Origin of the sequence: Nonomuraea mangrovi, from assembly GCF_042681425.1 — a bacterium.
Classification (GTDB): Bacteria; Actinomycetota; Actinomycetes; order Streptosporangiales; family Streptosporangiaceae; genus Nonomuraea; species Nonomuraea mangrovi.
The window spans coordinates 65,047-75,972 of the sequence record NZ_JBHUFV010000015.1 but is presented as its reverse complement, the minus strand read 5'-3'; the positions used below and the strand labels follow the sequence as shown (position 1 = coordinate 75,972).

At 69.8% G+C, this 10,926-nt stretch carries 10 protein-coding genes; 5 read left to right on the top strand and 5 right to left on the bottom strand.

What is annotated here, in order from left to right; genetic code table 11:
* Positions 1-1,083 precede the first annotated feature (1,083 nt).
* Both ACFSKW_RS07870 and ACFSKW_RS07865 read right to left on the bottom strand, forming a co-directional pair.
* Positions 1,084-1,539 (bottom strand): nuclear transport factor 2 family protein, encoded by a 456-nt coding sequence (locus ACFSKW_RS07870; RefSeq protein WP_379570673.1) that lies wholly within the window; start codon positions 1,537-1,539, stop codon positions 1,084-1,086.
* A gap of 42 nt (positions 1,540-1,581) precedes the next feature.
* The gene (locus ACFSKW_RS07865; protein WP_379570671.1) at positions 1,582-2,220 is read right to left on the bottom strand and encodes an HD domain-containing protein; all 639 of its coding nucleotides are present in this window, start codon (positions 2,218-2,220) and stop codon (positions 1,582-1,584) included.
* A 64-nt stretch (positions 2,221-2,284) separates the two neighbouring features.
* Between ACFSKW_RS07865 and ACFSKW_RS07860 the strand changes: the two genes are divergently transcribed.
* The gene (locus ACFSKW_RS07860) at positions 2,285-3,223 is read left to right on the top strand and encodes a GlxA family transcriptional regulator (protein ID WP_379570669.1); all 939 of its coding nucleotides are present in this window, start codon (positions 2,285-2,287) and stop codon (positions 3,221-3,223) included.
* A 341-nt stretch (positions 3,224-3,564) separates the two neighbouring features.
* On the opposite strand, the gene groL is transcribed toward ACFSKW_RS07860, so the two are convergent.
* The 3 genes from groL to ACFSKW_RS07845 all read right to left on the bottom strand — a co-directional run bounded on the left by groL (position 3,565) and on the right by ACFSKW_RS07845 (position 6,573).
* Positions 3,565-5,187 (bottom strand): chaperonin GroEL, encoded by a 1,623-nt coding sequence (gene groL, locus ACFSKW_RS07855; protein WP_379570667.1) that lies wholly within the window; start codon positions 5,185-5,187, stop codon positions 3,565-3,567.
* Between the two features lie 59 nt (positions 5,188-5,246).
* Positions 5,247-5,558: a co-chaperone GroES gene (groES, locus tag ACFSKW_RS07850; RefSeq protein ID WP_043623565.1), complete on the bottom strand. Its 312-nt coding sequence runs from the start codon at positions 5,556-5,558 to the stop codon at positions 5,247-5,249.
* Between the two features lie 166 nt (positions 5,559-5,724).
* A complete protein-coding gene (locus ACFSKW_RS07845; RefSeq protein ID WP_379570665.1) occupies positions 5,725-6,573 on the bottom strand; it encodes an NAD-dependent epimerase/dehydratase family protein in 849 nt (282 codons plus the stop codon).
* Between the two features lie 96 nt (positions 6,574-6,669).
* On the opposite strand from ACFSKW_RS07845, the gene ACFSKW_RS07840 reads away from it, so the two are divergent.
* The 4 genes from ACFSKW_RS07840 (at position 6,670) to ACFSKW_RS07825 (ending at position 10,911) form a co-directional block, all read left to right on the top strand.
* Positions 6,670-7,161 carry a MarR family winged helix-turn-helix transcriptional regulator gene (locus ACFSKW_RS07840; RefSeq protein ID WP_379570663.1) on the top strand — a complete coding sequence of 164 codons (492 nt, stop codon included), beginning with the start codon at positions 6,670-6,672 and terminating at the stop codon, positions 7,159-7,161.
* A 32-nt stretch (positions 7,162-7,193) separates the two neighbouring features.
* Positions 7,194-7,817: a Uma2 family endonuclease gene (locus ACFSKW_RS07835; protein WP_379570661.1), complete on the top strand. Its 624-nt coding sequence runs from the start codon at positions 7,194-7,196 to the stop codon at positions 7,815-7,817.
* A gap of 11 nt (positions 7,818-7,828) precedes the next feature.
* Entirely contained in the window at positions 7,829-9,175 is a 1,347-nt protein-coding gene (locus ACFSKW_RS07830; RefSeq protein WP_379570659.1) for a class I SAM-dependent methyltransferase, read from the top strand.
* A gap of 155 nt (positions 9,176-9,330) precedes the next feature.
* Positions 9,331-10,911 (top strand): hypothetical protein, encoded by a 1,581-nt coding sequence (locus ACFSKW_RS07825; protein ID WP_379570657.1) that lies wholly within the window; start codon positions 9,331-9,333, stop codon positions 10,909-10,911.
* Positions 10,912-10,926: the final 15 nt, after the last annotated feature.

Below are 10,926 nucleotides of genomic sequence, written 5' to 3'. Positions count from 1 at the left end.
CACGACGTCACAGGCCCACGCCTCCCAGCCCCACAGCATCCCGAGGTCCACGGCTCACAGGTCCACAACCTCCCAGATCTGCGGCGTAGCAGGCGTCCCCTCGCCGCCCCGAGGGATCGGCTTCCCGCCCCCCCGGGGGCTGCCCCCTGCACACCTGAGGCCGACCCGTCGCGACGGCGACCGCACCCAACGACCGGGCCGCGCCCTACGGCGAGGAGGCCGAATCCACCGGGAGCGGGCCGAACCCGCGAAAGCAGGTCGGATGGCACAGCCGAACCCCGCCCCGAAGCAGGCCGGACTCCACAGGCCTTCGTGATGAAGAGAGCAGGACCCCGCAGGCCGAGCCTTACACCGAGGCAAGCTGGACGTCGCAGGCCCGACCTCCGCGCCGTAGCAAGCCGGACCCCGTAGGCCAAGCTCCACCCCGAAGCGAGCAGCACCCTGCAGACCGATATCCGATCCGAAGCGAGCAGGACCCCGCAGGCCGAGCCCCACGCCGAAGCAAGCCGGACCCGCAGGCCCGACCTCCGCGCCGAAGCAAGCCGGACCCCATAGGCCGAGCCCCACACCGAAGCGACAGCACCCCGCAGACCCGACCTCCGAGCCGAAGCGAGCAGGGCCCCGCGGGCTGAGCCCCATGCGCGGGCGAGCAGGACCTCGCCCGGGAACCGGACCAACCCGCGCCAAGGCCGGCCGTATCCCTGCATAGCCAGCCGGACCCGGCGCGTAAGCGGTCGGGCACTGCCTAGCACCGCCCGCGCAAGCGGCCCTCGCCCAAGCGGGTCATGTCGTCAGCGGGACCGGCGGGGCCGCACCTGGAGGCGGCACGCCGTCACCATCCGAGTCCGACGAAAAGGACCCAGAAGGTGGCGCGGAGGAAAGACCAGAAGGTGGTGCGGGGGATGACCAGAAGGTGGTGCGGGAGAAGGTCAGAAGGCGGTGCGGGAGAAGGTCAGAAGGCGGTGCCGGGAAGGTCAGAAGGCGGTGCCGGGAAGGTCAGAAGGCGGTGCGGGGGAAGGTCAGAAGGTGATGCGGGAGAAGGTCAGAAGGCGGTGCCGGGGAAGAGTGGTGTGGGGGAAGACGTCAGGCCAGGGGGAACGGGACGCCGTGCTCGGCGAGGGGGCGCGGGCCGTGGATGCGGCGGTCCGCCTCCGTGATGGAGACGTCGTTGATGCTGGCCTCGCGCCTCCGCATCAGCCCCTCGCCGTCGAACTCCCACAACTCGTTCCCGTAGCTCCGCCACCACCGCCCCGACGAGTCCCGCCACTCGTACTGGAAGCGCACCGCGATCCTGTCCTCACCGAACGCCCACAGCTCCTTCCGCAACGCGTAGTCCAACTCCCGCGCCCACTTATCCGTCAGGAACCGCTCGATCGCCTCTCTCCCCGTGACGAACGTGTCCCGGTTCCTCCAGACCGAGTCGGGCGTGTAGGCGAGAGCCACCCGCGCCGGGTCACGCGTGTTCCACGCGTCCTCGGCGGCCTGGACCTTGGCCAGAGCGTCGGTTTCAGTGAAGGGCGGAACAGGCGGACGAGTCATGACATATCTCCTTTGGTGTAGATCTCGAAGAGCGGGTGTGGATCACTCGGGCCATGGGGAGTTCTTGATGACGTCGACGAAGTCACCCCGGACGAACTCGGGCACGAAGTGCTCCAGCACGTCCGCCTTGACGTTGCCGAACGTGGTGGCGGGCCGGTGCTCGATCCCCTGTGTGAACGCCGCAAGGATCCGCTGCTTGAAGTCCGGCCTCGGGTGCGCGGCGACGATCGCCTCACGTGCGGCGGCGGGCACCTCGTCGTACCCGATCCCCAGCACGTCCACCTCGACGCCCGCGGTGACCAGCGCCACCTCGGGTTCCATGTGCCAGGGGATCTCGGGCGTGGTGTGCAGCGCGATCGCCGTCCACACCACCTTGGCGTCCTGCTCGCTCACCCCGTGCGAGCGGAGGAACGCGCGCGCCTCGTCGGCGCCGTCGATCTCGAACCGTTGCCGGGACTCCAGGTGCCGGTCGGCGAGGCCGAGGTCGTGGAACATGGCCCCGACGTACAGGAGCTCCGGGTCGTAGGCGACCCCTCGCCCGCGTCCCCGCAGGGCGCCGAACAGGTAGACGCGGCGGGAGTGGTCGAACAGCAGCTCCGCCGCCACGTCGCGCACGAGCTCGGTGGCCTCGCGCGCCAGGCTGCTGTCAGGAATCTCGATGTCAGCGATGCGTTCTGCCATGACCTCATCGTGCCGACCTGGACCGTATCGCGGCCATGTCCTTCAGGACTACTATCCCTCATATATGGACATCGTGATTCTGGCCTACGACGGGGTGCGGCTGCTGGACGTGACCGCGCCGCTCGAGGTGTTCGGCACGGCCGCGGGCTTCGGCGGGCCGTACACGGTGCGGCTCTGCTCGCCCACCGGCGCGCCCGTGACGACCTCGACCGGCGTCCGGCTGGAGGCGACGGAGCCGGTCACACGCGCCCACACCCTCGTCGTGCCCGGCTCGCCCGACCTGCCTGCACGGCTACCGCCTGGAGAGGTCGTGGAGATGGTCGCCTCGTTCGCGGCGAAGCGGGTCGCGTCGGTGTGCACGGGCGCGTTCGTTCTGGCCGAGGCGGGGCTCCTGGACGGCAGGCGGGCCACCACCCACTGGCGCCACACCGCCACGCTGGCCGGACGCTACCCCGCGATCGAGGTCGAACCCGACGCCATCTACGTGCGGTCGGGCGACGTGCTCACCTCGGCGGGGGTCAGCGCCGGGATCGACCTGTCGCTGGCCATGGTCGAGCAGGACACGGGTGCCGAGCTGGCCAGGGAGGTCGCCCGCGACCTGGTCGTGTTCCTGCAGCGACCGGGCGGCCAGTCGCAGTTCTCCGTTGCCTCGCGCACCCCCCGCCCCGCGCACGACCCACTGCGTGAGCTGCTCGACGGGGTGACCGCCGATCCCGCGGCCGACCACTCCCTGCCCGCGATGGCCGCGCGAGCCGGCGTGAGCGTGCGCCACCTGACGCGGCTGTTCCACGAGCGGGTGGGGTGCACGCCCGCCGCGTTCGTGGAGTCCGTACGGCTGGAGGCCGCCCAGTCGCTCCTCGACTCCGGCGAAACGGTCACAGGGGCGGCGACGCGTTCGGGTATGGGGAGCGACGAGTCGTTGCGGCGGGCCTTCCTCCGCCACCTGGGCGTGACGCCTTCGGCCTACCGCGCCCGGTTCAGAACGTCGGCGCAGGCGACGTGACACCTCCAGGCCCGCCCCTCAGGACGTCGGCGCAAGAGACCTGACACCCTCAGGCCCGCCCCTCAGGACGTTGACGCAGGAGACCTGACACCTCCAGGGCCGCCCCTCAGGACGTCGGCGCAGGGGCGTGACGTAACGGCGGCCGGCCCCGTCCCGCTGGAGTGGCGTGGCAGGACGGACCCCTGCCGCGCGCCCACGGTGGGCTATGGGTGCCTGCCGTACAGACAGACCGGAAGACCGCCGAAGAACGACGAACGCCTGCCGCACAGACCGGCAGACCGCCCGGGGAATGCGAAAGGTCCGCGCCCCTGACGGGACGCGGACCTTCGGGTCAACCCAGGTCAGTGGCCGTGGCCGTGACCGTGGCCGTGACCGTTGGCGGCCGGGGCCTCCTCCTCGGGCTTGTCCACCACGAGGGCCTCGGTCGTGAGCAGCATGCCGGCGATGGACGCGGCGTTCTGCACGGCCGAGCGGGTCACCTTGACGGGGTCGATGACGCCCTGCGCCACCAGGTCGCCGTACTCGCCGGTCGCGGCGTTGAGGCCGTGGCCGACGGAGAGCTCGGAGACCTTGTGCGTGACGACGTAGCCCTCGAGGCCGGCGTTCTCGGCGATCCAGCGGGCCGGCTCGACCAGCGCGCGGCGGACGACGCCCACGCCGGTGGCCTCGTCGCCGGACAGGCCGAGGTCGTCGAGGTCCTTGGCGACGTGGATCAGCGCGGAGCCACCGCCGGAGACGATGCCCTCCTCGATCGCGGCGCGGGTCGCGGAGATCGCGTCCTCGAGGCGGTGCTTCTTCTCCTTGAGCTCCACCTCGGTGGCCGCGCCGACGCGCAGCACGCAGACGCCGCCGGACAGCTTCGCGAGGCGCTCCTGGAGCTTCTCGCGGTCCCAGTCGGAGTCGGACTGCTCGATGGCGAGCTTGATCTCCTTGACGCGGTCCTCGATCGCCTGCGCGTCGCCGGCGCCGTCCACGATCGTGGTGGCGTCCTTGGTGACGACGACGCGGCGGGCGCTGCCGAGCACCTCGAGACCGACCTGGTCGAGCTTGAGGCCGATCTCCTCGCTGACGACCTGGCCGTTGGTCAGGATCGCGATGTCCTGCAACATGGCCTTGCGGCGGTCACCGAAGCCGGGGGCCTTGACGGCCACCGAGGTGAACGTGCCGCGGATCTTGTTGGTCACCAGGACGGCCAGGGCCTCGCCCTCGACGTCCTCGGCGATGACCAGCAGCTGCTTCTTGGTCTGGGCGACCTTCTCCAGCAGCGGCAGGAAGTCCGTGATGGACGCGATCTTGCCCTGGTGGATGAGGATGTAGGGGTCCTCGAGGACCGCCTCCATGCGCTCGGGGTCGGTGACCATGTAGGCCGACAGGTAGCCCTTGTCGAACTGCATGCCCTCGGTGAACTCGAGCTCCATGCCCATGGCGTTGGACTCTTCGACGGTGATGACACCGTCCTTGCCCACCTTGTCGAACGCCTCGGCGATCAGCTCGCCGATCCTGGCGTCCTGAGCGGAGATCGTCGCGACATTGGCGATCTCCTTCTTGTCCTCGACGGGGCGCGCGGTGGCCAGCAGCTTCTCGCTGACGGCCTTGGCGGCCTGGTCGATGCCGCGCTTGAGCGACAGCGGGGAAGCGCCCGCGGCCACGTTGCGCAGACCCTCGCGGACCATCGCCTGGGCGAGAACGGTCGCGGTGGTGGTGCCGTCACCTGCGATGTCGTTCGTCTTGGTCGCCACTTCCTTGGCGAGCTGGGCGCCGAGGTTCTCGTAGGGCGCCTCGAGCTCGACCTCGCGGGCGATGGTGACACCGTCGTTGGTGATCGTCGGCGCACCGAACTTCTTGTCGATGACCACGTTGCGGCCGCGCGGGCCGAGGGTCACCTTCACTGCGTCCGCGAGGGCGTTGACGCCGCGCTCGAGCGCGCGCCGCGCGTCCTCTTCGAACTCCAGGATCTTCGGCATGAAAAGTCCTCTCAGCGTAGAAAGCCCCGGGCACTGGCGGCCCGGGGCTTTCTCACGGCTTACTTCTCGATGATGGCGAGAACGTCACGGGCGGAGAGCACGAGGTACTCCTCGCCGCCGTACTTGACCTCGGTGCCGCCGTACTTGCTGTAGAGGACGATGTCGCCCTCGCTGACATCGAGCGGAATCCGCTTGTCGCCGTCCTCGTCCCAGTTGCCGGGGCCCACCGCGAGGACTTTGCCCTCCTGCGGCTTCTCCTTGGCGGTGTCCGGGATGACCAGGCCGGAAGCGGTGGTCTGCTCGGCCTCAAGCGGCTGGACCACAATGCGGTCGCCGAGCGGCTTAACGGGAACCTTAGTGGCGGTCGTCACGATCGGACCTCCCCTTCAGATTTGGTTGATCTAGAAGAGGCGACCAGCTGGGCCTGCCGTCGCGGGTGTCAGACCTGCCTCGTCGCACGTTGGCACTCTCAGTAGGAGAGTGCCAACACGAAACAGTATGCAAGCAGGCCTTGCCCGTCAACACGAACCGCGCGGCTCAGCTCAGAGCGGATCTGTAGGAGCCCTCGACCAACTCGGCGAGAGCGCCGGGACGGCCCGGCTCCCACCCCAGTTCCTCCTTGGTACGGCGCGCGCCCGCCCGCTGGCTGAGCGCGAGAGCGTCCGCGAACGGCCCGCCGAACACCTCGGCCGCCTGCTCCACGGGCCACGGCTCGGCGCCCTCCCGCACCCCCGCCACCTTGGCCGCGGCCTTCGCCACCTCGGCCACGGACACCGCCTCCTCGGCGATCCCGTGGTAGACCGCTCCGGGCCGCCCCTTCTCCACGGCGGTCACGATGAGGTCGGCCAGGTCGTCCACGTGCACGAACGTCCACGTCGGAGCCTTGTTCTCGCCCTCCACGTAGACCCCGACCCCGCGCTCGGCCGCCTGCCCGACCAGGATCGAGACGATGCCCGCGCCCCGCCCGTGAACCACGCCGGGCCTGATCACGATCCCGCCCCTGCCGAGCACGGCCTGCTCGATCTCCGGCCGGTAGCCGACGATCGCGATCGGGTTCACGGGGCTCTCCTCGTGGCCGTCCCCCGTCGGGCCGAGCACCCATACGCCGCTGACGTAGACGACCGGCTTGCCCAGGGCCTCGACGGTCGCCAGGTCGTGGGCCCTGTCCCCGGTGAGCACCGCCGCGTGGACGATCACCTCGATGTCCTCGGTGACGGCGGCCTTCACCGAGGCGAGGTCGGCCAGGTCGCCCGTGCGGACGTCCTCGACACCGTCGATCGTGCGCGGTTGCCGTACCAGGACCGCCACGTCGTGGCCGCGCTCGACCAGCCGTTCCACAACGGCGCCGCCGATGTACCCCGTCGCGCCCAGCACCAGAACCTTCATGTTCCACCTCAAAAACTTCGACATTGAAATCTTGCGTGGACACTAACACGCAAGGTCGAAGACTTCAATCTCGAAGCGTTTGGTAGAATTCCCCGCATGGAAGACGCGCTGGACACCCTCCCCGACCACGACGGCGAGACCGCCCGCGTGACCTGCCGCGCGATCCGCGTCTCCCGGCTGCTCGAACGCGGACTGAAGGACTACTTCAGCGGCCACGAGCTGGAGTCGTGGGAGTACGACGTGCTGGCCACGCTGTACCAGGTCGGCGGCTACTCCTGCATGACGGACCTGTCCAACGCCCTGCTGCTCAGCCCCGGCGCCGCGACCAACCGCATCGACCGGCTGGTCGCCAAGGACCTCGTGACCCGCGAGACCGCCCCCGGCAACCGCCGCATGATCATCGTCACACTGACCGACGAGGGACGCCGCCAGGTCTCCGCCCTCGCGGACGGCCGCGCCGCCACCGAGCGGGCACTGCTGTCGGGCCTCTCACCCGACGAGCAGTCCGCCTTCGGCGAGCTCCTCAGCAAACTTCTCCTGTCCCTCGACGACACAGAGCCGCGAATCGGGGAACACTGGAGCATGTGATGACCAGAAGCGGCGGCGAGGATGACGCTACGATGCGTGACGTGACCAGCACGATGGATGACGTGCGCCACGTCCTCGCCAACTGGCCGTTGCCGCCGGAGGGCGGGTGGACGGCCGACGACCTGGACCTCCTTCCTCAGGACGGGCCCCAGGGCGAGCTGGACCTCTTCAAGCGTGTCGAACTCGTCGATGGAGCCCTTGTCCTCATGTCCCCTCAGAAGCTCTTCCACGAGAGCGTCATCATCGGCCTCAGAAACGCTCTGAGAGCGCAGGCCCCTGAGCGTTTCTCAGCGGTGAGCCAGATGGACATCAAGATCGCTTCACGCCAACGGCCATGTCCCGACGTGCTCGTGGTCGACACCGCTGCGACCACCGATTGGAATCGCACGGCGTTCACACCGCGGGAAGTCCATCTGGTGATCGAGGTCGTCTCTCCCGAGTCCGAGCACCGCGACAACCACGTCAAGCCCAGGATCTACGCCGAGGCCGGCATCGAGCACTTCTGGATCGTGAAGGACGAGGACAGCAGGCCCGTCATCCACACCTACGAACTCGACGAGGCCGTCGCCTCCTACGTCTGCACCGGCATCCACCGGGATCACCTCAAGGTCTCCGTGCCGTTCCCCATCGACATCGAGTTCGACACCCTGCACTAACGTCGTATGGCGTGGACCACGACGCCTTCCTCGAACTCCTGACCCCGCGCGGGCAGCAAGCCCTCGCCGAGGCCGTCGAGCTGGCAGGCGCCGATCCCGTCGCGGCCGCGACCAGGCTGCGCAAGACCTACGACGCCTCCCTCACCTCCGCCGCCCTCACGCAGGCGAAGCTCAGGGAGCGGGGCAGGGCGAAGTTCGGTGACGACGCGGCGCTGATGTACTTCACACCCCACGGCGTCGAGCAGGCCACCCGCCGCGAGGTCGCCGAACACCGCGCCCGCAGGCTCTCCCTCCTCACCGGCACGACCGGGGAAGGCGGCACGATCGGCAACGGCGGCATGACCGGCGACGTCGGTCCGGCCGGGGAAGGCGGAACGATCGGCAACGGCGGCACGGCCGGGAACCGTGGCGCGATCCGGGGCGGCGGCACGACCGGGGGCGTCGGCGCGGGCCTGCGGGTGGTCGACGTGTGCAGCGGTGTCGGGGGCGACTTGATCGCGCTGGCCCGCGCGGGCTGCTCCGTGGACGCCGTCGACACCGATCCCCTGACCGTCGCCGTCGCGCAGGCCAACGTCGACGCGCTGGGGCTGTCAGACAGGGTCACGGTTCGTACGGCCGACGCCGCCACCGTCGACCCCGCCGCCTACGACGTCCTGTTCGCCGACCCCGCCCGCCGTACCGCCAAGGGGAGGACCTTCGACCCGAACGCCTACTCCCCTGCCTGGCCCGTCATCCTCGACCTGCTCGCCCGGGCGCCCGCCGCGTGCCTGAAGGTCGCGCCCGGGATCCCGTACGAGTTCGTCCCCCAGGGCGCGGAGGCCGAATGGGTGTCCTTCAAGGGCGAGGTCAAGGAGGTCGCGCTCTGGACGGGCGCACTGGCGGGCGCCGACCCCGGCGCGGAGAGGTTCACGCGAAGGGCGACGTTGCTGCCCGGCGGGAGCACGCTCACCGCGACAGGCGCGCGGGTGCCCGTCGGCCCGATGGGACGCTACGTCTACGAGCCCGACGGCGCCGCGATCCGGGCACACCTGGTCGCCGAGGTGGCCGCGATGGTCAACGGACGGCTGGCCGACCCGCTGATCGCCTACGTCACCGGTGATGAACCTGTCGCCACCGCATGGGCGTCCGGGTACGAGGTGGATGAAGTCATGCCGTTCTCCGTCAAAAAGCTGAGAGCCGCACTCCGGGCCCGCCGAGTCGGAAACGTGACTATCAAGAAACGCGCCTCGGCGGTCGACATCGAACGCTTGCGCAGCGATTTGCGATTGTCCGGCGACAAATCAGCGGTTGTCATTCTGACCCGAATCGCGGACCGGCCGTCCATACTTATCTGCACCCCGCTCGAACTGGGTAAATGACAAATCAGGGCGATACATCGATAATCACGATCTTTTAAAGTCGGCACCGAAAGATCTTGATCGAGCTACTAAGGTGACCGGGCGGGAGTTCTCCCCTAACGATTCTGAATACCCACCGCTGCGCGGCAGGCCGTCGGCGAGTGAAGGAGCTTTCGGTGGATCACTCCAACCACACCACCCTTCTCCAGGCAGGCAGCCAGACCGCCATCTCCGACAGGATGCGCGAGCTGCTCGCGCGGGCCGCCCAGGACCACGTCTACGAGCAGCGCACGCAAGGCGCGGTGCTCGACGAGATCCGCCAGCGGCTTGAGGGCATGGAGTGGCTGCTGCGCGAGGTCCGCGAGCGCGAGCTCGGCGGCCTCACCGGCACGCTCGAGACGGTGAGCGGCCGCCTCGACGACATCTCCACCAGGCCGCCGTCGTGGGCGGAGGGGCTGGCCCAGCACGTGGAGGCGGTGCGTGACCACGTCGACGCCGTAGGCGAGCAGGTCGGCAACGTCGACGCCAGGGTCGAGTCGGTCAGCGAGCGGGTCAAGCCGGTGATCGAGCTGCCCGGCCTCTGGGCCGACGTCAGCACCGTGAGCGAGACCCTCGACGAGGCGCTCAAGCGGATCGAGTCGGTCATCACGAGCACCGACGGCATCGCCAAGCGCCTCGGCGACTTCGCCGGCAAGCTCGGCCAGCTCAGCGCCAGCATGGACGCCGCGGCCACCCGCTTCACCAGGCTCGACAAGTCGATGACCGAGCTCGCCGCCCGCACCGACCGCATCGAGAGCGGTGTGAAGGGCATGCCGGAGATGTTCGAGGCGAAGCTCAAGGCGGTCGACGGGTCGCTGGCCGCGTCGACGGAGCTGCTGTCCGCCTCGATCGAGGAGGTAGGCGCCAGGATCGACGCCACCGAGACCCGCCTGACGGGCCGCCTCGACGGCGTCGACAGCAGGGTCGACCGCGTCGACGGCAGGCTCCTCGCCGTCGACAACCGGCTGACCAGCGTCGACGGCCGCATCGAGACCGCCGATGAGTGCCTGGCCGACATCGACACCCGCCTCGACGGCATCGACGGCCGCCTCGGCGGGGTCGACTCCCGCCTCGCGGGCGTCGACCACCGTCTCGGCACGCTCGACGGCCACCTGGGCCGCCACGACGACCGTTTCGACGGGCTCGACGGGCGCGTCGACGGCCGGTTCACCGCGATCGACGAGCGCATGGCGGGCACCGCCAACCAGCTCGCCGACACCGCGACTCGCACCGAGGGCCGCTTCAACGACCTCGGCACCCACCTCGACACGCTCGACGAGCGGCTGGCCGAGGTCGAGGAGCGCGTGGTCGCCCGGTTCGACGGCGTCGACGCCACGCTCACCGGCATGTCCACCACCGCCGACAAGACGGGCGAGCACCTCGAGGCCATCGACGACCGGGTGGAGGCCGTCAACCAGCGTGTGGGCCAGCTGCCCGCCACGCTCAGCATCAGCGAGCGGATCGGCGAGCTGCTCGACGCCCAGACGATCGAGCACGTCAAGCGGCTCGACGCGATCGACGAGCGGCTGACCGCCGCGGCCGCCGCCCTCACCGACGCCGTCGCCGCCCGCCCCGACCGGGTGGAGCTGGCCGAGAGCGTCACGGGGATCGTCGAGCCCGCCACGAGCGACCTGACCAAGCGGCTCGGCGCGCTGGAGGAGACCATGCTCGCCCTGGCCGAGGCCCTCCTGCGCCCCAGCCGCAACCCGAAGGACTAGACGCACGGCCGCCGA

What these genes read in the sequence shown, in the direction of transcription:
- ACFSKW_RS07870 (WP_379570673.1), bottom strand. Translation starts at nt 1,539, where the DNA reads ATGACTCGTCCGCCTGTTCCGCCCTTCACTGAAACCGACGCTCTGGCC.
- ACFSKW_RS07845 (WP_379570665.1), bottom strand. Translation starts at nt 6,573, where the DNA reads ATGAAGGTTCTGGTGCTGGGCGCGACGGGGTACATCGGCGGCGCCGTT.
- ACFSKW_RS07865 (WP_379570671.1), bottom strand. Translation starts at nt 2,220, where the DNA reads ATGGCAGAACGCATCGCTGACATCGAGATTCCTGACAGCAGCCTGGCG.
- ACFSKW_RS07835 (WP_379570661.1), top strand. Translation starts at nt 7,194, where the DNA reads ATGCGTGACGTGACCAGCACGATGGATGACGTGCGCCACGTCCTCGCC.
- groL (WP_379570667.1), bottom strand. Translation starts at nt 5,187, where the DNA reads ATGCCGAAGATCCTGGAGTTCGAAGAGGACGCGCGGCGCGCGCTCGAG.
- ACFSKW_RS07860 (WP_379570669.1), top strand. Translation starts at nt 2,285, where the DNA reads ATGGACATCGTGATTCTGGCCTACGACGGGGTGCGGCTGCTGGACGTG.
- ACFSKW_RS07840 (WP_379570663.1), top strand. Translation starts at nt 6,670, where the DNA reads ATGGAAGACGCGCTGGACACCCTCCCCGACCACGACGGCGAGACCGCC.